15 protein-coding genes and 1 rRNA gene are annotated in these 25,090 nt (G+C 57.5%); 6 read left to right on the top strand and 10 right to left on the bottom strand.

The window, feature by feature from the left end:
- Positions 1–19: 19 nt before the first annotated feature.
- The 4 genes from acpS (at position 20) to HY010_12175 (ending at position 6,321) form a co-directional block, all read left to right on the top strand.
- Entirely contained in the window at positions 20–400 is a 381-nt protein-coding gene (gene acpS / locus HY010_12190; protein ID MBI3476483.1) for a holo-ACP synthase, read from the top strand.
- Between the two features lie 75 nt (positions 401–475).
- A complete protein-coding gene (locus HY010_12185) occupies positions 476–2,884 on the top strand; it encodes a hypothetical protein (GenBank protein ID MBI3476482.1) in 2,409 nt (802 codons plus the stop codon).
- Positions 2,885–2,952: 68 nt separating this feature from the next.
- The gene (locus HY010_12180) at positions 2,953–4,026 is read left to right on the top strand and encodes an MCE family protein (protein MBI3476481.1); all 1,074 of its coding nucleotides are present in this window, start codon (positions 2,953–2,955) and stop codon (positions 4,024–4,026) included.
- 258 nt (positions 4,027–4,284) lie between these two features.
- The gene (locus tag HY010_12175) at positions 4,285–6,321 is read left to right on the top strand and encodes a M13 family metallopeptidase (GenBank protein MBI3476480.1); all 2,037 of its coding nucleotides are present in this window, start codon (positions 4,285–4,287) and stop codon (positions 6,319–6,321) included.
- A 105-nt stretch (positions 6,322–6,426) separates the two neighbouring features.
- Here HY010_12175 and HY010_12170 read toward each other — a convergent pair whose 3' ends face one another.
- Positions 6,427–6,936, bottom strand: coding sequence for a damage-inducible protein DinB (locus HY010_12170; GenBank protein MBI3476479.1), 510 nt, complete (start codon positions 6,934–6,936; stop codon positions 6,427–6,429).
- A gap of 121 nt (positions 6,937–7,057) precedes the next feature.
- Between HY010_12170 and HY010_12165 the strand changes: the two genes are divergently transcribed.
- A complete protein-coding gene (locus HY010_12165) occupies positions 7,058–8,044 on the top strand; it encodes a YafY family transcriptional regulator (protein MBI3476478.1) in 987 nt (328 codons plus the stop codon).
- Positions 8,045–8,130: 86 nt separating this feature from the next.
- Here the strand turns inward: HY010_12165 and HY010_12160 are convergent, their stop codons facing one another.
- The 9 genes from HY010_12160 to HY010_12120 form a co-directional block, all read right to left on the bottom strand.
- Entirely contained in the window at positions 8,131–8,430 is a 300-nt protein-coding gene (locus HY010_12160) for a DUF1634 domain-containing protein (GenBank protein MBI3476477.1), read from the bottom strand.
- Entirely contained in the window at positions 8,427–9,254 is an 828-nt protein-coding gene (locus tag HY010_12155; protein MBI3476476.1) for a sulfite exporter TauE/SafE family protein, read from the bottom strand. Before HY010_12155 ends, HY010_12160 begins: the two co-directional genes overlap by 4 nt.
- A gap of 228 nt (positions 9,255–9,482) precedes the next feature.
- On the bottom strand, positions 9,483–10,388 hold the full coding sequence (gene lipA, locus HY010_12150; GenBank protein MBI3476475.1) for a lipoyl synthase: 906 nt from the start codon (positions 10,386–10,388) through the stop codon (positions 9,483–9,485).
- 47 nt (positions 10,389–10,435) lie between these two features.
- A complete protein-coding gene (locus tag HY010_12145; protein ID MBI3476474.1) occupies positions 10,436–13,942 on the bottom strand; it encodes a TonB-dependent receptor in 3,507 nt (1,168 codons plus the stop codon).
- Positions 13,943–14,361: 419 nt separating this feature from the next.
- Positions 14,362–18,342: a TonB-dependent receptor gene (locus HY010_12140; protein MBI3476473.1), complete on the bottom strand. Its 3,981-nt coding sequence runs from the start codon at positions 18,340–18,342 to the stop codon at positions 14,362–14,364.
- Positions 18,343–18,701: 359 nt separating this feature from the next.
- The gene (locus HY010_12135) at positions 18,702–19,700 is read right to left on the bottom strand and encodes a cyanophycinase (GenBank protein MBI3476472.1); all 999 of its coding nucleotides are present in this window, start codon (positions 19,698–19,700) and stop codon (positions 18,702–18,704) included.
- A gap of 210 nt (positions 19,701–19,910) precedes the next feature.
- Complete coding sequence (locus HY010_12130; protein ID MBI3476471.1) at positions 19,911–21,209, bottom strand: thiamine pyrophosphate-dependent dehydrogenase E1 component subunit alpha; 1,299 nt, start codon at positions 21,207–21,209, stop codon at positions 19,911–19,913.
- Between the two features lie 87 nt (positions 21,210–21,296).
- Positions 21,297–22,277 carry an ankyrin repeat domain-containing protein gene (locus tag HY010_12125; GenBank protein MBI3476470.1) on the bottom strand — a complete coding sequence of 327 codons (981 nt, stop codon included), beginning with the start codon at positions 22,275–22,277 and terminating at the stop codon, positions 21,297–21,299.
- Positions 22,278–22,334: 57 nt separating this feature from the next.
- Positions 22,335–23,225 (bottom strand): lipoyl(octanoyl) transferase, encoded by an 891-nt coding sequence (locus tag HY010_12120; GenBank protein MBI3476469.1) that lies wholly within the window; start codon positions 23,223–23,225, stop codon positions 22,335–22,337.
- 812 nt (positions 23,226–24,037) lie between these two features.
- On the opposite strand from HY010_12120, the gene HY010_12115 reads away from it, so the two are divergent.
- Positions 24,038–25,090, top strand: a 16S ribosomal RNA gene (locus tag HY010_12115); the annotation flags it as partial.

The raw sequence follows: 25,090 nt of genomic DNA, 5'->3' as shown, positions 1-25,090 counted from the left end.
GCAATTGAAAATGGTTCCCATGATTGTCGGTACCGGCGTAGACATCGCAGAAGTAGACCGCATTCGAGAATCCATCGAGCGCTTTGGAGACCGGTTTCTCCACCGCATCTTCACCGAGGGCGAGATCGCTTACTGCGAGCGCAAGAACGTCACCCGCTACGAAAGCTATGCTGCCCGCTTCGCCGCAAAAGAAGCCGGCATGAAAGCGCTGGGCACGGGATGGAATCATGGCGTCCGCTGGCGCGATGTTGAAGTCGTGCGGCCGCGCGGACAAAGGCCGACCATTCAGTTTCACGGTCAGGCCGCAATGTTTGCGGAGAAACTCGGGACGCACAACATTGCACTCTCGATTACACATACTTCCGAACAGGCACTGGCGCACGTGATTCTCGAGAGCTGAGGCGGGCTCGCCCCAAATAGCTGAACTGACGGCTAAGAACTGAGAACTGATCTGCTATCCTCCCTCCGACGATCAATGGCCACAAATTTAATTCCCCCTCCTCCTGAACGCACGAGTTCCGCACTGCTTGTCGCCATCGCGCTGACCAGTTTCTCAGCGTTGTTGCTCGAACTCGCGCTGACCCGTCTGTTTTCGGTCGTGCTGTTTTATCACTTCGCATTCCTGGCGATTTCGGTGGCTCTGCTCGGCCTCGGCGCCGGCGGAGTGTTTGCCTACCTGCGCAGACGCTGGCTCACGCGCTTTGAAACGCGGCGGCTGGCAGCCGTTCTATGCACGATCAATGCGGTCAGCATTTTCTTGACACTGGAAATTGTCCTGCACGTGCCCGTCTCGCTTGAGCTTTCGCAATGGAACTTGCTGCGCCTCACCGCAATCTATTTGTCCTCGACCGTGCCCTTCTTTTTTACGGGGCTGATTTTCTCGGTCGTCTTCGCCCGCGAAACCCGCCACGTGACGCGCCTCTACGGAGCGGACTTACTCGGAGGAGCGGTAGCTTGCCTGGCGGTGGTCCCGATTCTCAATTGGATGGGTGGCCCAAACGCCGTGCTGTTCGCCGGGTTGACTTCGGGAGTGGCGGCGATCGTCTGGAAACGGAAGCACACCAAGCACGGGCCGTTTCCGTTTTTCTACGGCTTCAACCTGCAGTCGATTGTCCCTGCTCTCCTCTTGCTGCTGATTCTTTTCAATCACGCCGGACGATGGATCGACGTGATCTATGCGAAGGGTATGTTTCGCGATCGCTCGTGGGTGGAGTTCGCGCAGTGGAACGCAATTTCCCGCGTGGAAGTCGATAACCAGGGCGGCGCCAAGGCAGTTGTGATCGACGCCGACGCGTCCACCTACATCATGAATGCCGACCTGAATCACTGGCCCGGCAGCGAATGGCAGAAGAACCTGATGTCCGCGCCGCCGGCATTGGCAAACGTTCTTCGGCCGCATGGCGAATTTGCGATTATCGGACCAGGCGGCGGCGTCGACGTCCTGCGCGCCGTGGCTAACGGCAGTCCGAACGTAACCGGCATCGAAATCAATCCCATCATCGCCAATACCGTGATGGGCGATCGCTATGCCGAATATTCTTACCATCTCTACCAGCGTCCGGATGTCCACATTCACGTTACCGACGGCCGTTCGTTCGTGCGCAATTCGAAAGACCAGTATGACGTCGTCCAGATGACCCTCGTCGATACCTGGGCTTCGACTGCGGCTGGCGCGTTCGCGCTCAGCGAGAACAGCCTGTATACGGCGGACGCATTCCGCGAATACTTTCAGCACCTGAAACCGGATGGCATGATCGCCATCACGCGCTGGGAATTTCATCAGCCGCGCGAAGCTCTGCGGGTGGTTTCGGTTGCGATGGAAGCTCTCCATCAACTCGGCGTTGCGAATCCCGCGCGAAATTTCATCGTAGTGTCGGAGGGTGAACTCGACGAGGACGGTATCCCCGTCGTGGTGTTGGCAAAGAAGTCCGGTTTCACCGCGGAAGAGGAAGCAGCCGTCGTGGGGCACCTTGAAAAATATGGCGACCTCGAGCCGCTCTACCTGCCATCCGCTCCGGGAGCCAATCCGTTTTCCGCACTCATCGCAAAGAACGATCCGTGGGCGTTTGCCAAAGACTATGCGTACAACGTGGCTCCCGTGAGCGACAACGCGCCCTTCTTCTTTTTCACGCTCAAGCTCAAGCAGGCTTTTGGGGACGAAGGCCTCCGCGAAGGAATCGACTGGAAAGTGAACCTCGGTGTCGCCGTGCTGGGCATGGTGTTCCTGATCTCGCTGGCGGCGGTTCTCGTCTTCCTCATTCTTCCCATGATCTTCGGCAGTGGCCATGCAAAATCCGGTGGAAGTTGGATTCAGCTCCTTTATTTCGTCGCCGTCGGGCTGGGATTCATCCTCGTTGAAATCGCGTTCATCCAGCGCTTCGTCCTCTTTCTCGGGCATCCCACCTACGCGTTGACGGTCGTCATCTTTCTGCTTTTGCTGTCGAGCGGTGGCGGAAGCCTGGTCTCAAGGCGCTGGCTGACCGAGCCGGCCAGGGTTTGGATCCCTCTCTTGCTGCTGGTGGCGGCGATTTGTATTCACGTCGTCGTGCTACCGGGGTTGTTGAATGCTCTGGTCGGCCTGCCTTTTGTCGTGAAACTGCTGATCAGCGCCCTGCTGCTGATCCCGCTAGGATTGGCGATGGGAATGCCATTCCCAACCGGACTGCGAGCGCTGGCCGGGGCAGAATCCCTCGTACAAGGCGAAACAACCGGGAACGCGGTGGAGTGGGCCTGGGCGATGAACGCGGCTTCCAGCGTGCTCGGATCGGTGCTGGCCATGGTGATCGCGATCTATTGGGGACTGAACACCACCCTTGCCTGTGGCGCGGTCGCTTACCTCCTGGCAATGGGGCTGGCGAGAACGCTCCGCCCGTCTGCGGCATGAACGCTCTTAAGACCATGCAATATGCGCGGCTTTTGTTATGATGTCAGCCTGTTGTTTCGCTAACTACCGTGCCTAGCCAAAAACAGCTCAAGTGGTCGCAACTCCGGGTAGGACTCACCGTCCTGTTCGCCGTCATTATCCTCAGCGTGCTCATTTTTCTCATGAGCGGCACGGGCGGAGTGTTCACCCAAAAGATCTCCCTTACTTCTTATTTCGACAACTCAGGCGGACTGCGCGTTGGCGCGCCCGTGCGTCTGGAAGGCGTCGACATCGGCAATGTGCAGAGCATCCGGCTGGTGCCCGGCCACGCCCTGGCACCCGTGGAAGTGGTGATGAAGGTCAACACCAAGTATGCGTTCAACCTGCACAAAGATTCCGTAACCTCGCTGGCCACCGCCGGAGTGTTGGGCGAGACCTACATCGATATCAGCAGCAACACTGCCAAGGGGCCGCAGGCCGTCGACGGCGACACTCTCGCTACCCGCGATCACCCGGATATTCAGGACGTCGTTCGCGCCAGCCAGAGCACGTTGCAGAACATGGACGCGCTCCTCAAACGCCTGGACAGAATCGTGGCCTTTGTTGAGAGCGGGCAGGGATCCATCGGTAAACTGATTTATGATCCAGGACTTTACGACCGCTTGAACCAGACGGTGGGCGAGTTCAAAGGATTGATGACCGATATCCAGAGCGGGAAAGGATCCATTGGTCCGCTGCTGACGAGCGATGAAGCGTACAAGAAAGCCATCGCCGCCATCGACAAGGTGAATCTGCTCGTCGATGAACTGCAGCAAGGCAAGGGCACAGCCGGCAAACTGCTGAAAGACGAAGAACTTTACAACAACGCGAACAAGACCATCGCCAACGTCAAGCAGCTGACCGACGACATCAACGCCGGCAAGGGCGCCTTGGGCAAATTCGCTCATGACAAGGAATTCGCCGACAAGCTGCAGCTCACCATGAACAATCTTGCTGAACTCTCCGATCGCCTGCAGAAGGGCGAAGGGTCGGTAGGAATGTTGTTCAAGGATCCAGCCCTGTATAACAACAGCAATCAGATGCTGGTGGAAACACGGGAACTGGTAAAAGCAATTCGCGAGAATCCGAAGAAGTACCTGACGTTCCACGTCAAGGTGTTCTGACCAGGTCAGAGGTAAGAGGTCAGATTGCGGAGGTAAACAGCTCGCCCCTCAGCGAATTGTCATCCTGAGCGAAGCGAGGGACCTGCTGTTCCTGGCCTGCTGATAGACGCTGGCATCTGGTTGAGGCAATTCAGCAAGAAGCCGGCATGCAGAATCCGCCCTCCAGCCTCTACAATGGTTTGTCCGGGAACTGTTCCCGCACCGTCGTCGTATCTAATCGTGCACTCCTGCTGTCGACATCTCGATTTGAGGAAATCCATGAATTCAATTTCAAGACTCTTAGTTGTTTGTCTCCTTCTTGTGCCTGCGGTCTGGGCGCAAGGTGGCGCTGCAGCTCCCAACAAGGCTGAAGTCCGTTTCTCGGCCGACATGCTCGATAAGACCATCGATCCCTGCACCGATTTTTATGCCTATGCCTGCAGCAAGTGGCAGGCGCAAAACCCGGTGCCCGCGGATCGCGCCACCTGGGGCCGGTTCAATGAGTTGCAGGAACGCGGCGAGTACATCGTCCGCGACATCCTGGAGAAGGCTGCTGCCAAGTCCGCGGGGCGAACCCCGACCGAACAGAAAATTGGCGACTACTACGGTAGCTGCATGGACGAGAGTGCCATCGAAAAAGCCGGAGCGACGCCGCTCCAGCGTGATCTGAAAGACATCGCCGCGCTGAAATCGAAGGACGACCTCGCGAAGCAGGTCCTGCAATTGCATCGCGAAGGCGCGAATGTGCTGTTCTCCTTCGGTTCCGGTTCCGACTTCAAGAACGCCAGCCAGATCATCGCCGATTTGGATCAGGGCGGACTCGGCCTGCCCGACCGCGACTATTACTTCAAGGATGACACCAAGTCCGCCGACCTCCGCAAGAAGTATGTCGAGCACGTCGCGAAAATGTTCATCCTGCTCGGAGATGCTCCTGACAAAGCTGCGGCAGAGGCCAAGGTTGTGATGGACATCGAAACTGGCCTGGCCAAAGGTGCTCTCGACCAGACCAGCCGCCGCGATCCGCAGAAGGTCTACCACAAGATCAGCAAGCAGGAACTTGCCGCCCTCAGCCCGGCGTTTCACTGGGACGTCTACTTCGCCGGCGTTGGTGCGCCAAAATTCGATGCGCTCAACGTAGACGAAACTGACTTCATCAAACAGATGCAAACCGTCATCGAAGCTCATTCCCTCGACGACTGGAAGACCTACATGCGCTGGCACGTCGTCCACGCCAATGCGGCGGTTCTGTCGAGTGCGTTCGTGAACGAGAATTACGATTACTTCAGCAAGACTCTGCAGGGCACGAAAGAATTGCGCCCGCGCTGGAAACGCTGCGTCGGTTATGCCAATGGCGATCTGGGCGACGCAATCGGCGAAGTCTACGTGCAACAAACTTTCGGAGCCGAAGGCAAAGCGCGCACGCTGTCCATGGTCGACGCCCTCGAGAAATCTCTGTCGGATGACATCAAGTCGCTTCCCTGGATGGGCGAAGACACCAAGAAGCAGGCGCTGGTCAAACTGGCCGCGATCACCAACCGCATCGGCTACACCGACAAGTGGCGCGACTATTCGAAGTTGGAGATCAAGCGGGGCGACGCGCTGGGCAATTCACAACGCGCCAACGCGCATGACCTGCAACGCCGCCTCAACAAGATCGAGACTGCCCTCGACAAGCGGGATTGGCCGTATCCGCCGATGACCGTGAACGCCAGTTACAATCCGCTCGAGAACAACATCACGTTCCCGGCCGGAATCTTGCAACCGCCGTTCTATGACAACAAAGCCGACGACGCCATGAACTTTGGCGGCATTGGCGCAGTGATTGGTCATGAACTCACGCACGGCTTCGACGATCAGGGCAGCCAGTTCGATGCCGCCGGAAACCTGCGCGACTGGTGGACCGCCGACGACAAGAAGAAATTCGAAGAGCGGACCAATTGCGTGAAAGATCAATACGGCAGCTTCGTGGCCGTGGACGATCAGAAGTTGAACGGCAAGCTGACGCTTGGCGAGAACACCGCCGACAACGGCGGCATGCGCATCGCCTACATGGCGATGCTGAACTCGTTCGCCGGCAAGGAGCCGCCCGCAGTGGATGGCCTCACTGCGAAGCAGCGCTTCTTCCTCGGATGGGCCAACGTCTGGTGCCAGAACCGGACAGAAGCCATCGCGCGCATGCTGGTGGCAATTGATCCGCACTCACCCGGTAAGAATCGCGTGAACGGTACAGTATCGAACATGCCCGAATTCCGCGAAGCGTATCAGTGCAAAGCCGATGCGCCGATGGTGAATCAGAACGCCTGCCGAGTCTGGTAGGTTTTCTGCTGTCAGCGCCTCGGAGTTCGCAGAGAAGCTACGAGCTACGGGCTACGAGCGAAAGGCTGTTGATTCAAGCTCGGAGCTCGGAGCTCGAAGCGAAGTTTAGAACTTTCCTTCATCTGCTGACGGCCCGTATATCTCCGGCACCGACGCATCGTTGAGTCGGAGATAGACAGTAAGTTGCCCGCGATGATGCGCGAGATGATTGAACACACTGTCGCGCAGGACGATGTGTCGCGGATTTTCATCGACCACCCGTCCACCCACCAGCATCTTCCATTTCTTCATCAGATGATCGTCAGCAGTTTTCGAAAGCGCCTCGCGCGCAGCCGCGACATTCTTGTCATGCGCCTCAACTAGTTCCTTGCGGGTACTCAACTTCGCCTGCTCGTATTTCTTGCCATCCGCGGGCGCGATGTCGAGTTCGTCCTGATTCACGATCATCGGGATCCACGACGGCATCGATGCGCAAAGCTGCGCAAGATTTCCCAGAGCCATCGACTTCGGATGGGGCTTCCAGTCGTAGCGGCCTTCGGGTACACGTTCGAGTGCTCGACGGGTCACGGCTGCCTCCCGGTCGAGTTCGCCTAAGAACAGTTCCGTCATTTTCATTGGATCCTTCCCACGAGGCTGGTTGCCTCAAGGTGCGATTGCAAGGGTAAGGCGTCATATATGACAAGGAATGTCATAATTGAAATGTGACCCTGAAAATAGTTTTTGGAGCGCCTTCCCGATGAAAGCGGACCGGTTGTTGTCCGAACTTCTGATGCTGCAAGCGTACGGCCAGTTGACCGGTCGCGAAATCGCAGAACGGCTCGAAGTGTCGGAACGAACCGTGCATCGAGACATGGAATCGCTGAGTGCGGCCAAAGTTCCGGTGTTCGCATTGCGCGGAGCGCAAGGCGGATGGAAACTTGACGATGGTTGGCGCACGCAGGTTCCAGGACTTGATGAAGCGGAGTTGCGCGCGCTGCTGATGGCGCAACCGCGCGTGATCGGAGACCGCAAGCTCGCGGCCGCTGCAGAGCGTGCGCTCGGAAAACTCATGGCCGCTCTTCCGGACTCGTTGCGGGAACAGGCGGCGTCGATCCGTCAACGCCTGCATGTGGATACGACGGCATGGCGCGGAAGCACGGAGAGTCCTGTGATGTTGCCCATCGTGCAGGACGCAGTGGCGCGGGATCGCAAGCTATCGATGCGGTACAAGCCCAGCGGGAGAGAAGCAGCGGAACGTATCGTCGATCCGCTCGGGCTGGTTGCGAAAGGAAGTTCGTGGTACCTGGTGGCAAATACTCCGAAAGGATTACGGACATTTCGAGTTTCGAGAATTCAGGAGGTACGAGTGCTCGAGCAAGCCTGTGAGCGGCCGACAGGTTTTGATCTGGCAGAGTATTGGGAATCGTCGACCAAGCAATTTCAGGAAGGGTGGCGGACACACATGGCAACGCTGCGACTGGAGCCACGGTCGGCGGAGTGGATCAAGATGTGGCAACTGGCGGCGGAGATACAGCCGAACGAGACTCCCGATGCCGAAGGCTGGATCACGCTGGTTGTGCGATTCAATCATGAAGACGAAGCGCGGTTTGTGGTGCTCGGGTTGGGCGCGAATGTGGAAGTGATCGAGCCAGCGAGTTTACGCGATCGTGTGTTAGCGGAGCAGACGGCGGTGTTCGAACGCAGGGGCAAAGCGTTCCTGAAGCGCGTGCGCGGCGAATCGTAACGAGAATCTTCCGCAAGGGCTAATTTCAGTTGGGATGAGTTTCTATGAGACGCGGCAAGCCGCGTGTCTACGGATTGATCAGGTGATTAGCGTTCGCCGATTCCGAAGACGGATCCCAGCAAGAGAATGAGGAGGACTCCGGCAGAGATCCATCCGTACCGGGAATCTCGTTCGCGGAAGAACAGGACCATGGCGACGAAAACGCGGACTACAGGTGTCGCCAGCAAAATCAGCACTCCCGTCAATTCGAGGCGAGCGGCAACGACTCCGCCGACCAGGATGTACGCGACTGCTCCAGCGGCCATCACGAAAAATCCTGCGTATGCGCCGATGCTGAGCACGTAGGCCAGCGCGCGATCGAATCCGGGTTCGCGTCTTTCGTTCACAGGAATTTCCCCACGATGTGCACGAGCATGTGAACCGACAGATAAAGCATGATGGTGACAAGAAGGCGCGCGACCCACTTGTGATGAATGCGCGGCGAGAGGCGCGCTCCCGTGAGCGATCCTACGAAAACTCCAACGACCAGCGGGGCGGCGACCGCGGGAAGGATGTCTCCGCGGCGGTAATAGACGAAGGCGCTCGCGGCGGCGGTGACTCCCATCATCAAATTTGAGGTAGCGGTCGCGACGATCAACGGCACGCCCATGAAGAGATACATCACCGGAACTTTGATCGGGCCGCCGCCGATGCCGAGGAGTCCGGAGAGGCCGCCTGCGACGAGCGACGCTCCCATGCCGAGGGGAAGGCGTTTTGGCTCATAGGGTGGGAACAAGGCGTCGCCATTGGCGGGAACAAGTTCGTCCTGCGCATCTTCGGTCTTGCCGCCTTTGCGCAGGATAGTGAAGGCGCCATACAAGAGGAATGCGGCGAACAAAATTTCCAGCGCTGTGCGGTTGATGTAGCCGACAAGATATGCGGTGACGGCTGCGCCGAAGGCGGTAGCGAGTTCGAGGGTCATGCCAAGGCGGATGTCGGCGGTGTGCCGTTGCAAGTGAACTGAAGAGCTGGCAGCCGAGGTGGTGATGACCGCGACCAGGCTGGTGCCGATAGCCTGGTGGATGGGGAGTCCGAAGTAAAGAGCGAGCATGGGAGCGAGGATGAGTCCGCCGCCGGTGCCGGAGAGGGCGCCGACGAGTCCGGCGAAAAGGCCGAGGAGGACGAGGAGGATGGTGGTCATGCGCTCCACGCACCGGGGCTGAAGCCCCATTCAATTCTCGGTGAGCGCGGCCGAACCTCGGCGGCTAAAGCCGGCAAATTGAAGGGCGTCTGATCGCAGCGCTGAAGCGCTGCGCCACCCAAAGGCGATGGTGCTTGAGAGGTTGCGACGGAGCGCGCAAAGGAAAGGCACGACAGAACTGCAAATCGCAAATGGACCGATAACGGCAGCCAGAAAAAAAAGGCGAACGACGAACGACGATTGACGAGCGACGAAGTTCTAGCGGGCAGCGACATCCGCCTGCTCGTGCGCGTGATAACTGGACCGCACCATGGGTCCGGATTCGACGTGCTTGAAGCCAAACTTCAGAGCTTGCTCTTTGAGGAAAACAAATTCGTCGGGGGCGTAGAAGCGCGCCATGGGAAGATGATCTTTTGAAGGCCGCAGATATTGTCCGACGGTAAGAATATCGACGCCACGGGCGCCGAGGTCACGGAAGACGTCGATTAATTCTTCGGTAGTTTCTCCGAGGCCGACCATGACGCCGCTCTTGGTGACCATGTCGGGATCCCACTTCTTCGCGTTGGCAAGCAGGTCGAGAGTGCGCTGGTAGCGCGCTCCAGAGCGGACGACGCGATAGAGGCGAGGGACGGACTCGGTATTGTGGTTGAGCACGTTGGGCTTGGCTTCGAGGACAATACGGAGCGGCTCTTCGAGTCCCTGGAAATCGGGGATCAGGACTTCGACGCGGCAGTCGGGAACAAGTTCACGAATCTCGCGGATGGTCTCAGCAAAGATTTTCGCGCCGCCAACATTGTCGTCATCGCGATTCACGCTGGTGATGACGGCGTGCTTCAGGCCGAGAGTGACCACGGCTTCCGCGACCCGTCGCGGCTCATCCCAATCGATCGGCTCGGGACGCCCCTTGGGCACGGCGCAGAATCCGCAGCGGCGGGTGCAGATGTCGCCGAGCAACATGAAAGTCGCGGTTTTGTGATTCCAACATTCGCCGATGTTCGGGCATTGGGCCGACTCGCAGACGGTGTGAAGTCCAAGGCCGCGCGCCAGCTTCTTTAAATTGTGAAAGTTATCCCCGACCGGCGCTTTCGCGCGCAGCCAGTCTGGCTTGGGCTTGCGGACCGGTGGCCCGAGTTCGATCTGAACGAGTTGGGAAGAGGCTGCCATCGACTACTACGATTTTAGCAAACCTCTTCCCGAGACTCCGAAACCGGCTACCAGATGACCTTGAAGCCGAGTTGGATGTGCCTTGAGCCGCCGGAGCCGATTACCGGATTGGAATTGCCCACATCCGGGGTGAACCTCGCCAAACCCACGTCGAAGGGGCTGGAGAGATCGGTGTTTAACGTGAAGTAGTCGAAGTTCGAGTGGTTGAAGATGTTGAATACTTCGCCGCGGAATTGCATTTTGACGCGCTCGCTGAGCTTCCATATCTTCGAGAGCGAGAAATCGACGTTGGTGAAGGTCGGGCCGCGGAAGATGTTGCGGTGCATGTTGCCCTGTGCACCGAACACAGGTGGTGTAATCACGGTGTTGCCGGAAACGAAGCAGCCGAAGCTCAGTAGTTGCTGAGCGGCATCGGTGGTCGGCCCTCCCGCGGCATCGATACACTGCTGATTTCCGGTTACATTCCCGCTGTCGTCGGTCGAGAAGTCGGAAATGTAAGGGATTGATTGTTTTGCTGACCAGTGGATGTTTTTCGGCGGTCCGGACATGTTCCAGCGATCGTTGAATTCCCCGGTGCCGCTGATATCGTCGCCGAAATCGCTGAGGGTGTAGGGCAACGATCCTTGCACGTTGATGACGGTCGCGGTCTGCCAGCCCTCCAGCATCTGCCATTTGGACTTCATCGAAGGCAGATCGTAGGTAGCGGACAACGTAAAGCGATGGCGCATATCGTAGTCGCCATTGCCGCGCTCGGAGTTGTAGTTGAGGCTGTTAGGAGGCACGCCCGCCAAATTACTAGTCGCGGTGTCGATGGCGTGGGCGTAGGTGTATCCGGCGAGCAAGTACAGTCCGTGCGAGTAACGCTTGGTCAGCGTGATTTGCAGCGAATTGAAACTCGAGTTGGCGTGATTGCTGAGGAAGCTGAGGAAGCCGATGTAGGGGAAGCAAGGACCTCCGTTTCCCAGGCCGACGGGCTCAGGACAATTGGTAGTGAGAGGGCGGCCAAAGGCTTCGGAGCCGTCGTCGAGAGCAGGGTTGACTTGGTTGATGTCCGTTACGCTGTAGAGTTTGACGCCGCGGTTGGCGACGTAGGCGATCTGCAGCAGCGTCGACTTGGTCAATTCCTGCTGGATGTTCAAATTCCAGTTCATGACGTAGGGCGTTTTCAGATGTTGATCTACGCCAAACACATCGCACTGGCTGGCAATGTTGTCGGCCACGTCGCAGAAATTGACGGATGCACCAGAGGGAAAGATCGGGCCCTCGGGCGACCAGTTAATGAGGCTGGAGTCGCTTGATATTTGCAGGAAGGAAGTGATGTTTCCCTTGGGCTGCACCAGGTTGCCGCTGTAGTCGACGGCATAGGGGATGCCGCTCGGATTGAGGTTCAGACCGCCGCCGTTGAAGGCGAAAGTGCGGATCGAGGGCTGTTCGAAGATCATGCCGAATCCGGCGCGAACCACGGTCTTGCCTTTGCCGAACACGTCCCAGGCGACGCCGACGCGGGGCGACAAGTTGTTGTAGTTGGTGGGATAGGGAGAGCTGATGCCCTGGCCGACCTGGACGATGCCGCCGGGTTGACCGTTCACTTCAGGAACATAGTTGGCGAGCTGGTTGTGCGCGTCCTTGATGGGATAGGTGATGTCGTAGCGCAGTCCGAGGTTGAGGGTAACGTTGGAGCGGACGCGGAAGTCGTCCTGTACAAAGAAGCCTAACGATTTCTGGCTGAGCTCGCGGGTGGGATCGCCGTAGAGGAAGCGCCAGCGGCGTACGTTGCCGTCGATGAAGCGGTCGAGGTGGCGGAAGTCGATTCGTCCACGGCCGTTGCCGGCACGGAAGTAGTCGACATTGCCGAAGCGGTATTGTCCGCCAAAACGGATGGAGTGGCGTCCATGGTTGTAAGTGGCGGTGTCGGAAATGATGTTGGTCGCGCTGGGCGTGGTAAAGAGCGGCCAGCTGGAATTACCGCCCATGGAATTAAATTCGCCGCCGGGGCTGATGCGGGGGAACCCAAAGCGGCGAGGATCCGTGACGCCGGTATTGAGTCCGTACTTGAGGGGATCCACATTGTGGTCGGCGGGATTGATGGCTTCACTGAAGCGGTTGAAGCTGAAGCGCGCTTCGTTGGTCCATCCGGAACCGAAGGTGGAGGCCAGGCTCAGGCCAAACACCTGGGTGGTAGGTTGCGCCGAGGAAAGCCATTCGGGACGCAACACGATGAAATCTTCTTCCGTCTGATTGGTATTGCTGTAGATAAAGCGGCCGGTGAGGATGTTGTGGTTGTTCAGTGTGTAGTCGGTCTTCGCGACCAGGTTGTCTCCGCGATTCTTGTTATTAAAATTGAAGTTGATGGCGGCCGGATCGCAATCCAAGGTGAGTGGGCAGGTCGTGAACCCGGGATTGGGCAAAAAGAGCGAGGACAACGACTGGCTGAGCGGGCTCACGGCGCAAGTGCCGCCGATGTTTTCGTTGCAGTAGGCGACGTTGAAAGGATCGCTGTAGTAGGCGATCGCGTCGGGGACGCTGTAAAGAGCGGAGAGAGGAGCGCCATCTTCATCGGCGATGCCCCCGAGTTGCTCGGCCAGAGAAGACATGACGGGGCTGTCTACGATTCCGGGATTTCCGATCCGGTCGCGAATTCCTTCATAGTTGAGGAAATAGAACCATTTGTTCTTCTTGATCGGCCCGCCGAAGGATGCGCCGAACTGGTGCATGAGAACAGCGGAGATGGGCCCGGTGGGATTGAAGTAGTTGCGGGCGTCGAAGGCCGAGTTGCGGTGAAAATAGTAGGCGCTGCCGTGGATGTCATTGGTGCCGGACTTGAGGCCGATGTTCATGACGACACCGGGTTTCGCGCCGTAGTCCGCGGAAGGGCTCTCCTGAGTATTGAATTCGAGGATGGAATCGAGCGGCAGGAAACTGGCGGGTGTGCCCTCAATGCCAGCGCCGTTTACGACCGTGTCCCCGTAGTAGATATCGTTGTCGTCGGCGCCGTCGATGAAGTAATTGTTGTCGTCGGTGCGATTGCCGTTCGAAGTTACGGAATGAAAACCACCGCCGGGAGTTCTCTGCACGCCGGGGTGGAGTTCAAGGAGAGCCTGGAAGTCACGCCCCTGGACGGGCAAGTCGATGATCGCCTTGTTGGACAGGACGCCATTGAGCGTGGTGTCGGTGGTATCGGCGAGTGTGCCTTCAGCTGTGACGGTCATGGTTTCGGTCACGGCACCGGGCTGAAGCTGGAGATCCGCGCGGACGTCGCGGGAAACTTCCAGGACGAGTGGAGCGCTCATCGTCTTCTTGAAGCCGGTGGCTTCGACAGTGACGGTGTAATTGCCGGGGTCCAGATTGGGCGCGGAATAGTCTCCGGCCGAAGTCGTGACGACGCGGGTGATGCCGGTTGCAGTGTTGAGGATGGTGACCTTGGCGCCGGAGACGACGGCTCCAGTCGCATCGGTAACGCGGCCCGAAATGCGTCCTTGCGGAGATTGCGCGAAGACGAGGGAGGACAAAGCGAGAAACAAAATAATCCGGGGCAGATTCTTAGAGAAGGCCATGATGTTTTTCTCCTTCCGAAATCGGAAAGACTAATTCGGAAATATTTTTCTGATGTTGCAAAAAGAGCGCTGCCACCGTGCGTTGCCACGAAATGAAAGTGGGATACCGGGGCGGATCAGAAGCAGCAATCCAAGATCACAGACCGGAGGCTAGTTTGCCGACGTCAATGAGGGGAGACGAACGGAGCGGACAAGAAACGGGATTTGGTTGAGCAGGTATTTGAATGCTCCGTGTTGCGAAAGCCAGCGGGAAGTTTGTCAGAGGCGAGGGTCTGCGTCAAGAGTTGAGATTGAATTTGAAACGAAGTTGGAAGTGGAATGACTTTAGGGATTGATTTGACCTAACAGGGATGACCTCGGGACAAAAAAAGAACGCGGCCCTGTGGATGGGGCCGCCTTCCAAAAATGCACGTTGTGAATTAGAAGCTGTAACGCAGTGAGAACTGCATGACGCGCTTCTGACTCAGGGTCTGGATGTAGTTACCAAATGAGCTGCTGTTCGCTTTCGACAGGTTTGCACTGGCAGCGTCGAAGCGGACCGAGTTGGTGGCGTTGAAGACTTCCCAGGAGAACTTCACCGCTTGCGACTCGGTGATCTTCCAGGATTTGCCAAGTCCGGTATCGATTCCGAAAATACCGGGGCCGCGCAACAGGTTTCGCATTCCGGACTCACCCGGATACGCGAAACGGAAAGATTGATTCGCGGTATCGCGGTCCTTGAACACGTTGGGGTTGCCGTCTTTCATGTAGGTGCCGGTCTTGGGACGGGGGCCGTCCATGACCGCGGAGGAAGTCAGTTCCCAGTTGGTGGGCCAGAAACCAAGTCCAGAGCCGACAGTGAAGGGCAAGCCACTGCTCCAGCGCATTAATCCGGAGAATTGCCATCCGCCAACGATGGCGTTGGCTACGCGACCGATTCCGGAGGCGTAGGATTTACCGCGGCCGAAGGGAAGCTCATAAACCCAGTTGGCGTTGATCTGGTGACGGGTGTCGAAATCCGAGACGGCACGCAGCTGCTTGGGGGACCAGGAGTTGATAATCTGGCTGGCGAAGCCGCCACCCTCGAACTGGTTGATACGCTCCGCATTCGATCCTACGTCGATGGACTTGGAGAAGGTGTAGTTGAGATCAAACTGCAGCCCGTGCGTCATGGCATGGCGCAGGCTGAATTGGGCGGCGTGATAGTTGCTGTTTCCGACGCTTCGCCACGCGTAGAGTGACGACCACTGATTGTCGAAATAGTTAAAAGGCTGTCCGCCAACCGGCTGTCCGGGTAGTTGGGAACAGGCGGGTAAACAGAGCAAGTCGGCAACAAACAGACCGGTGGTTTCGTTCCCCGTGAAACAGGAATACATGTCGTACATCGCCTGAGTCGCGGTGTAATTGGCCGCGTTAACATTGTTACCTGGAGCGCAGCCTAAGTTATTTATGTCACCCGGAGGCCCAAATCCGAGGTTTCCGGCAGCTCCCGGGAACAAATTCTCCCAATAAGGAATAGGAGCGAGGGCGCTGATATCGGTGCCGGCATTGGTGGCCTTGGCAAGCTGCGTGGCTGCAGAGAAGTAATCCGTCTTCGACGCGGGGTCCACGATATCCAAAGGCATGGCCAAGTCTTCTTCCTGCAGGAGACGGTGAGCCATACGTCCGACGTAGGAGGCCTCCACCACGAAGCCGCGAGGCAGTTCGCGCGTGAGGGAGAAATCGATTACGTGCGAATAGGGAGTCTTGAGTTTGTCGTCCAGTCCCCAGGTGATCGCAAACGCGGTCGTCGGCGGGGTGACCGGGAAACTTCCCGTCGGCGGGGGCGCCACGATCGAGCACGGCGATACAGGACAGTCGTCGGTTGTCTGTGCGCTTACCGTGGGAATGGTGAGCAACTCGCTGAACCGCGCAGTGGTGTCTACGTTCTGGATTGCTGCCGGGTTTGATATGGCTGTCGTTAAGCCGAATGATCCCTGACGATCAAAGCTGTTTGTGATGCCTTCCCCGAAGTGATCGTAGTAAATGCCGTAACCGCCGCGAATGGAAGTCTTACCGGGACCTCCGAACATCTTGCGCAAGAAGCCGCTATCGGCGCTGGGCGACCAGGCGAAGGCAATGCGGGGTGCAAAGTTCTTGTAGTCCCAATCCCAATAGGGCTTTCCTCCGTTGGCCTGTCCTGAGAGATCGAACTGCACGAGGGGGTTATAGGTTTGACCGGCGAGCATGGCCTGGCCGCGCTTATTAAACCAGTCATTCAGGCTCACGTTGGGGGCGACCTGGGTGCCGGTCGTCTCGTAGGGAGGCTGCAGCAGGGTGTAGCGTAGGCCGAACGTCAAAGTAAAGTTGGAAGTCACGCGCCAGGTGTCCTGTCCGTAGAGCTCGAACTCATTGGACCGGAAATGCCGCGGCACGAAGGCGCCTTCGGGCAGAGAAGCGAGAGTTTTGGTGAGGTTGTAGTTTGCGTCCACTTCGGTGACAAGTCCGGCTAGCGCTGCCACGGGGGAGTCGTAGGAACTGGAGAAACTCTCGGCCACGGCCGGAAAACCAAGATCGGCGAATTGCAGAGCGCCTGGATCCAAGCTGGATCCGGTATTGGCGATGGCTGCGTTATCCAACCACGACACATTGGTGGTCGCAGTAAAGAACGACGTGGAATTAGATGAACGAACGTTGTCGATTCTCCGGTAATTTCCGCCGAACTGCAGGTTGTGTTTTCCTTTCGTCCAGGTGATGTCATCGACGAAATTTTGTACCGGTACGTGAGTGTTGAGGGAGGTGTCGAATCCCTGGATGTTGTCCAGGCCACGGAACTGAACGAAGTGACTGTCTTTCAGCCCCGCTTCACTGGTTCCCTGGCGGATGAAGCCGTAGCGGAAATTGTTGATGAGGTTGTTGCGCAGGAGCGCCGTGTATCCGACCGTCAGACCTTTGGAGTTGTTGGTTCCCACGAGGTTGGTCGGCATCCCGGGAAATTCGGGTCCGGCGTCACCGGTTTGCGAAACGCTCTCCTTGGCCAGCGGACCGTGATCGTTGTTCAAGCCGCCACGCACGAACAACCGGTGGTTGCCATTTCTCGTCAGGTTGAGATCAATCTTGGCGATGTAGGTGTCGGTTTTTCCAGGCGCGGGACCCGAGAAGGTGAAGCCTCGAAAGTTCAGGCCGTCGCCAACAGAATCCGTATTGGGCTCAGGATATTTTTGAAAGATTTCCATTACGGCAGAATTGGCTCCCGGACCCAACGGGCAGGTCCCATTGGGAAATCCTGGGACCGGCGTGCTGCAGTTTGGATCGAGCTGTGCCAAATCAGACGCTTGCAATGTGAAAATGCCGTTGGATGGACAATTGGGATCGGCCGCGTCGCAAACGTAGCTCACGATCCCATTGCGTAGATCATCGCTGGGGACGACACGCGTGATTTGCTGGTTCTCTCGGGTTCTTTGGCCTTCGTAGGCGAGGAAGAAGAAGAGACGATCTTTTACGATCGGGCCGCCAAAAGTTGCGCCGAACGTGTTGCGGACAAGATGCGGTGGCACGTTGGGAAGGCCTGAACCAAGCTGCGCTTTTTTATTGAACCAATCGTTGGCTTCTCCGATCTTGGAGCGGTTATATGCGTAGGCTGAGCCGTGGAGGTGGTTAGTACCACTCTTGGTAATCAGGCTCACCTGCGCTCCAGATGAGCGGCCGGCATCGGCGTTGGAGTTGCTGGTGGTCACTCTGAACTCCTGTAGAGAGTCCAGCGTCGAACGGACCGCTCCCTGAAAGGCAAATCCCTGGAGTTGGTCGTTATTGTCGATACCGTCGAGGGTCACATTGGTCTGGTCGCTGCGCGCGCCATTCACGGACCCGCCGCGGCTGTCTTGCAGTTCGCTGACTTGCCCTTTGGGAGCGATAAAGACCACTCCGGGCTGCAGGCTCAGAATGCCGACTGGATCGCGACCTTCGAAAGGCAAGTTCTCCAATTTCTCGGTGCCGAAGGCATGGCCCAGAGTTGCATCCGTCGTGTTGACCAGGGGTGCTGTGCCTTCCACGTCGACAATTACGGACTGGCCCTGCACCGCAACGGTGAGGTTGAGGGTTGCGGGAGTGTCCACCATGAGCCGGACGCCTTCCTCTTTCAGGGTTGCAAATCCGGTGGCGGCTACCGACACGGCATACACCGCAGGCGGCAGTTGTAGAAACTGATACTCGCCTTGACTGCCGGTCTTGGTATCGCGGGAAAATCCAGTCTGATTGTCAGTGATGGTGACGGTTGCCCCAGCGACGACCCGTCCCTGAGCGTCCGTGATGATGCCGCGGATGTTGGATGTGCCGGTCTGGGCCCAAAGGACTCCAGTGATCAGGAGAACCAGGAGAGTTGCCGCGTTGATGCCCGCGCGCCGGGCCAAGTTCGGGATATGAAAATTGAGTGGGAATCTCATTCTCGCCTCCAAAGCAGATCTCCAGGTATCCGTATCGTCTGTAATAACAAGAACTGCGAATCGCGGGCAGGACCCAGGTTCGGTGCGCCGCTGCTTTGGAGGCGTGCTCACGAAAGAAGAAAGTGGAAAAAGCCACAACACAACACACCCGTAAGCGGGAGGCGTTGATGGCAATTTCGATCCAAGTTTTCGATCAGGGAAAAAAAGCGAATTGGCCGGGGAGGTTGTCCATCGCGGACACGGCTTCTTTTCCAGTACCCCGAAAGCAGCCGAAGTCTCTCAGAGGCAAGGTGCGGGGTCAAGCTAAAAACATGGCTGGAGCGTCCTGTTTTTTCGATGGTGTGAATCGGGCTATCGGGCTAATAGACCTCACCACTTTTTTGGGTGCTCTGAATCTTTCCATCTACAACTGAGAGGGAATAGGCGAGACCACCCTTGCCGGTCCAGTCCTTCAGGTTGAAGGATGATCCGGCCGGGCCGCGATAGACGGCGATGTCCTTAAATGTGAGCGGGGTGTTTTCGCGGCAGACGTCGGGGCCTCCGCGGGGGACGGAGAGGAAATAGGCACCCTTGCCGGAGCCAATCACGCGGGCTTTGCCGTTGCGTTCAACCAGGACGGCGCTCTTTTCGTCGATGGCGATTTCGCGCGGGGCAGGAGACCACCCGTCTTTCATAATGCGGGCAAGGAAGGTGAGCGTGCGTCCCATACGGTCACGTTTGGCAAAGTGAGTGTCGGTGAGCGTGTTCTGCAAGAGGTCGATCTTGACGAAGTCACGGCGCACGGTGACCCGCGGCATGAACGGATTGAGCATCGCCTGACTGGACTGAAGGCCGTCATCATCGGGGGCGTCACCTTGCGCGGAATAGATGTACTGGCCCATCACGGCCAGGCCGGCGCTGGTTCCACCGATCGGCTTGCCGGCGGCGATGTGAGCGTTGAGAGCGTCCTGTACGGGAGTGCCCATCCACCAATTGATGTAGCGGGCCTGATCGCCTCCGGCAATGAAGACGGCTTCGGCGTGATGGATGATGTCGACGATTTTGGGATCGGAGGTGGAGTCGCGGTCGGGAATGATGAGGGTGGCGACAGAATTCAGCTTGCAGAGCTTGTTGATGTAGTCGTTGTAGGCGTCCTCGCCGGCGGCGCGGACGACGAGAAAGTCTCCGCCGCCACTTTTGTCGCAGAGAAACTTGAATGCTTCGTCGAGGTCTTCACCGCCGCCGAGGAGAGCGTATCCAGCGGTGGCTTTGGTGGTGACGTCGGTGGGGCTGCCGATGCGGATGTATTTGAAGGTGGGGGGCTGGGCAAGGGCAGTGGTTAGTAAAACAAGTGCGAGAAGCGGTTGCAGGCGAATCATGGGCAGCAGGATAGCATCGAAGGACCGTGGGTAGCCTTTTGAGAGCTGTCATCCTGAACGAAGTGAAGGATCTGCTTTCCTTCGCTGCACAAGAAAACAGGTCCTTCACTTCGTTCAGGATGACAGTTCTTAAGGTGACAGTTCTACAAGGCGACAGTTCCTAAGATGACAGTTCTCAAACGGTAGAAGCGAATCAGATGGGTCAGGCTTTTACTTCAAATGCACCGCTGCGTCGGAATTCTTCAGACCCACATTCTTGCCGCCGCGCACCTTCGGCATCGCGTACTTCGGTTTGATCTCGTGGCAGCCGTTTTCGCAGTAGGCGCCGGGGGCGGCGGATTCGGGTGTCGGCATCGGAGAGTTCACGGCGAATTCGCGGTCGGCTTCGAGTTGCGCTTCTACTTCGGCGATTAGTTTTTGATTGGCATCCGCAGTCAGCCACTTCTTCGTATTGACGAGATAGTTCTCTAGCCGCGCGATCGGATCGCGTTTCTTCCAGTATTCAAACAGCGGCTTCGGGACATACTCCGCCGCGTCGTGGATGGCGTGGCCTTTCATGCGCATCATCTTGGCTTCGATCAGCGTGGGGCCTTCGCCGCGGCGGGCGCGTTCACAGGCTTCGTGGCAGGCGTCGTAGACCTGGCAGGCGTCGGTGCCGTCGACGATGATGCCGGGAATGCCGTAGGCTATCGCACGCTCGGCGAGGTCTTCTACGCGGAACTGCATGTTCGATGGCGTGGAGTAAGCCCACATGTTGCTTTCGACGATGAGCACAAGTCCGAGATCCTGCACGGCGGCGAAGTTCAGGCCTTCGTAGGTAACGCCGGTGGATTGCCCTCCATCGCCGATGTAAGTCATGACGGCGAGGTTCCTGCCTTGCATGCGCGCACCCAGCGCAACGCCCGCGAGCACGGGGATCAGGTCGCCGAGAGTTGAGATCGGCGAGACGACATTTCGTGTCTCGTGATCGCCGAAGTGAGTGGAGGCGTCGCGTCCCTTAGTAGGCGATCCCGCTTTTGCCATGTACTGCATCATGATGTCGCGCGGCGAAAATCCGCGCACCAGCACCGATCCCTGATTGCGAATCATGGGCGCGAGCCAGTCATCTTTCTGAAGAGCGAAAGCGGAGGCGCAGGAGCAGGCTTCCTGTCCGAGACCGAAGTAGACGCCGCCGACAACTTTGCTCTGTTTGTAGAGCGCTTCGAGGGCGGACTCCATGCGGCGGTTGAGGAGCATCCAGCGATAGATTTCGATGAGCTGCTGCTTGCTCAAATATTTCGATTCGCGCAGTGGAGGCGCGGGTTTGGAGAGATCCTTCTGAGAAAGATCGCGGCTTTCGACTTCGTAGCGGACCTGGTCGCCGACGCGGACCTGGCGCAGGGTGAAGGCGGGCTTTTCCAGGCGGTGGTCGGGGATGGAGTAGGTGCGGAGGGAGCTGCGAGCCGCGGGCTGCGGGCTGCGGGCTTTGGGCTTCCGGGCGGCTGAGCGGGCTTTCTTCTTTGGGGCCATCGTCGTAAGAAGCGCTTTTGGCGACAGACGATGGTAACGCGAGAGGGGAGAGGCGAGCTAGTGATCTAGGCGTTGACGACTAGTTCCTCAATGACGGTGCGCAGCCACTCGCTTCAATATTTCAATTTTGTCTGGCTGATTGGCTTTGATGGCGAGGCTCAGGGCTGTATTTCCCTTTTTGTTCTTCGCCGCTGGATCGGCTCCGCTGTTGAGCAGTAGTTCCACAATCGCTGAACCGCCGAAGCCGCCCGCTGCATTCATTAGCGCGGTTGTGCCATCGTTCGCTTGGGCATTTGGGTTGGCGCCTTTAATCAGCAGCATTTTCACGATGTCGTATGTGCTATTCATCGTTGCTGCGGCGCACTCGCACGCCGCCAAGATCAACGCCGTGTTGCCGTACTTGTCCCTAGCGTGAATGCTGGCGCCTCTGTTCAGTAAGAACTCAAAAATGTCCGTTTGCCCGTGGGAGGCGGCTACCATGAGGGGCGTCCCCTGTAACGGATCGCGGGTCTCGAGATCGGCCCCACTTTCAAGGAGAAGCCTGTTGGTCTTGATCCAGGGGGCTTCCATGGGGGGCCCGGTGACCAGAGCGCCGGCGGGTTGGTCCTCCATGACAATGACTACGGGCCCACCCGTCGCGGCCGCGAAGAGGGCGAGATTCTTGTTTCGCGAATCCGAGACCTTGAGAAGAAGCTCTAGCAGCTCATTGTTCCCGCTTCTCGCAGCTTCAACCAACGCAGTATCGCCACTTCGATCTCGGGCATTGGCATTGGCACCTCTATCGAGCAGGAGTTTTACTATATCCGCCGATCCTCGCTCTGTTGCGAGGATCAACGCGGTCGAACCGTTTCGCCCCCGGGCTTCGATATGAGCGCCGTTCTCAAGCGAGTCACGCACACCCGCGACGCTCATGTCGTCGGCGGCGCTCAGTAGTTGTTGGTCTAACACGTTTGCGGCGCGCTGCGGTTGTGCCACAGCGTGAGTCGCTGAATGGAGGGCAAGCATTAGAAGGGCAAGCGCTTTGAGTCGAGAGAAGATCATCTGACGGTACGAAAGATTGCGACTCAATTATGCGTTCAACTCAGAAAAGCAGAATGCGAAGAGGCAGGATTAACGTTACGAGCGTCACACGCAGGAGTCTTCTTCGGAGTGAGCGTGAAGCTGGCGTAGGTTGGTCGGAAAGATCAGTGGCGTACCGACCGCTCTTTCGTGGAGTGCCTCGATAGTCTGCACTTCCCGGATTTTCCGGGTGAACACAATGCCGAAACTGGCTGCAAGGGATCTTGAGACTTCCGCAAGCATAACCGTTTGGCCTAGTTGCTTTTGCATTGAAGTCACCGGCTTCGATGTGATTCCGCACGGGACGATCAGACTGAAGTAGCTGAGGTCAGTGTTGACGTTCAGCGCGAAGCCGTGCGATGTGACGGAGCGCGAGATGTGGATGCCGATGGCGGCGATCTTGGCTTCTGTGGCTGTGTGGGGACAGGTCTCTGACCTGTCCTGGACAGGTCGAAGACCTGTCCCCACATCAGCCACATCATCCCCTTCGGTCCAGACGCCGGTCAGTCCTGCCACGCGCTTCGTGGCGATGGAAAAATCCGCGCAGGTTCGAATTAAGACTTCTTCCAGGCAGCGAACGTAGTCGATCGCGCCCATGGTTTTGCGGGCGGGCTTTTCCTGAGAGCTAAGACCTGACACCTGAGACCTGATTTCCTGCGAGCTGATGTATCCGCGGAGATCGAAAATCGGGTAGCCGACGAGTTGTCCGGGGCCGTGAAAGGTGACGTCGCCGCCGCGGTCGCATTCGAAGACTTCGACTCCGCGCAAGGCGAGCTGCTCGGTCGACAGCAGGATGTTCGTGGTTTTTGCGTTGCGTCCCAGGGTGATGACGGGCGTGTGTTCGAGGAGGAGCAGCACGTCGCCGATACGTCCGGCTTTACGGAGTTCGACCAGTTCCTGCTGGATGCGCAGTCCGGCGGCGTAGTCGATGCGGCCGAGTTGGAGGACGGAGATCACGGGCAGATTCGATTATAGCTACCGCAAAATAGCGAGGGCGGAGGTGAGAGGTCAGATTGCAGAGGTGAACATCGTGGAGCAGTGTGTTCCGCGAAAGTGTGTCCTCCGGGACGAGGGGTGAAAAGGTCTTTTAACTCTGCAATCTGCCCTCTCACCTTTGCCCTCAGATTGACTCCTTAGATTCCCCCTTGCACAACTACTATCGTTCTGGTATAACTTTTGAAGTCGAGGACAAGTGAACAAGTGTCTAGGTTTGTCTGCATCCTTGCAGCGAACTGTGGCATCAAACTCTGAAAGCCTCTAATTGACTCCCTTTCTTCGGAGTCCGCATTCGGGAACAAGGTTCCTGAAGGGTTTCGCGAAAAGCAGAACCTCCAAGCGATCTTTTTAGTATTGACCTTCTTCCGTTTTGGCGCGTGCCGAAAACGCAACGCCATCAACAAGCGGAAGAGTGTAGCTGCGCTGTCGTTTCGAGTATCCCGCGCTTGAGTTTTTCTCGCCGGTTTAGACGCTCCCTGCTGTGGATAACAGGTGGAAATCCTGTGATTTCAAAGGGTTGACAGTGTTGGTTGCGACACGATAGGGTTAACAGGTTTCGAGGACGTACGAGATTCTCCTAGTGGGAGTCTGGTGCGGACCAGAAAGCGCACCGCTTAGGCGGAAAGCGATTCGGTCTTTGACAATAAGGTTGAACGTGCCAGTCGTGAGAATGAAATGTTCGGGCTAAAGTCTGAGCGTACTCACAAAATAGACCTCTGCCCTCAGCTGGGCGGAGGTGGTCGATCTACCCAGATCGACGTCAGGTTTCAAACGAGAGTTTGATCTTGGCTCAGAATCAACGCTGGCGGCGTGCCTAACACATGCAAGTCGAACGAGAAAGTGGAGCAATCCATGAGTACAGTGGCGACCGGGTGAGTAACACGTGACTACCTACCCTTGAGTGGGGGATAACCTCGGGAAACCGAGGCTAATACCGCATAATATCGAAAGATCAAAGGAGAAATCCGCTTTTGGAGGGGGTCGCGGCTGATTAGCTAGTTGGTAAGGTAATGGCTTACCAAGGCGAAGATCGGTATCCGGCCTGAGAGGGCGCACGGACACACTGGAACTGAAACACGGTCCAGACTCCTACGGGAGGCAGCAGTGGGGAATTTTGCGCAATGGGGGAAACCCTGACGCAGCAACGCCGCGTGGAGGATGAAGCCCCTTGGGGTGTAAACTCCTTTCGACCGGGAAAATAATGATGGTACCGGTGGAAGAAGCACCGGCTAACTCTGTGCCAGCAGCCGCGGTAATACAGAGGGTGCGAGCGTTGTTCGGAATTATTGGGCGTAAAGGGCGCGTAGGCGGTACGGTAAGTCACCTGTGAAACCTCTGGGCTTAACTCAGAGCCTGCAGGCGAAACTGCCGTGCTGGAGGGTGGGAGAGGTGCGTGGAATTCCCGGTGTAGCGGTGAAATGCGTAGATATCGGGAGGAACACCTGTGGCGAAAGCGGCGCACTGGACCACTACTGACGCTGAGGCGCGAAAGCTAGGGGAGCAAACAGGATTAGATACCCTGGTAGTCCTAGCCCTAAACGATGATTGCTTGGTGTGATCGGTACCCAATCCGATCGTGCCGCAGCTAACGCGATAAGCAATCCGCCTGGGGAGTACGGTCGCAAGGCTGAAACTCAAAAGAATTGACGGGGGCCCGCACAAGCAGTGGAGCATGTGGTTTAATTCGATGCAACGCGAAGAACCTTACCCAGGCTCGAAATGTAATGGACATCTTCAGAAATGAAGAGTTCCGCAAGGACTGTTATATAGGTGCTGCATGGCTGTCGTCAGCTCGTGCCGTGAGGTGTTGGGTTAAGTCCCGCAAC

It is taken from the genome of Acidobacteriota bacterium (genome assembly GCA_016196065.1).
Lineage (GTDB): Bacteria > Acidobacteriota > Terriglobia > Terriglobales > Acidobacteriaceae > Acidiflorens.
This window is presented reverse-complemented; position numbering and strand designations above follow the sequence as displayed.